Source organism: Escherichia sp. AM3, assembly GCF_032029835.1.
GTDB lineage: Bacteria > Pseudomonadota > Gammaproteobacteria > Enterobacterales > Enterobacteriaceae > Escherichia > Escherichia coli.
The window spans coordinates 1-242 of the sequence record NZ_JAVUPQ010001256.1; the positions used below are offsets into that span (position 1 = coordinate 1).

Consider the following 242-nt stretch of genomic DNA (forward strand, 5'->3'; position numbering starts at 1 on the left):
CCAGAAGCGCGCCCCCTGCATAAACTGCAAGCCCAGCTCGTTCAGACGGGCGGTAAATTGCGCCATCCGCTCGTCACTGTCGCGCCAGATAAGCGTTACAGATGCCTCATGTAACTGCGTCAGTGCCGCCTGGCTACGGTTTAATCCCGTCCATTCGGCGATGGTTTCATCGTCGACGTCATCAAAAGTTGTGACTTTAAAATGCTCTTTCTCACGCAGCGTATTTAATACCTGGATGATTT

1 pseudogene is annotated in these 242 nt (G+C 52.1%); it reads right to left on the reverse strand.

What is annotated here, in order from left to right:
- A pseudogene (locus tag RTW80_RS30550) lies at positions 1 to 242 on the reverse strand (mannosyl-3-phosphoglycerate phosphatase-related protein); the annotation flags it as partial.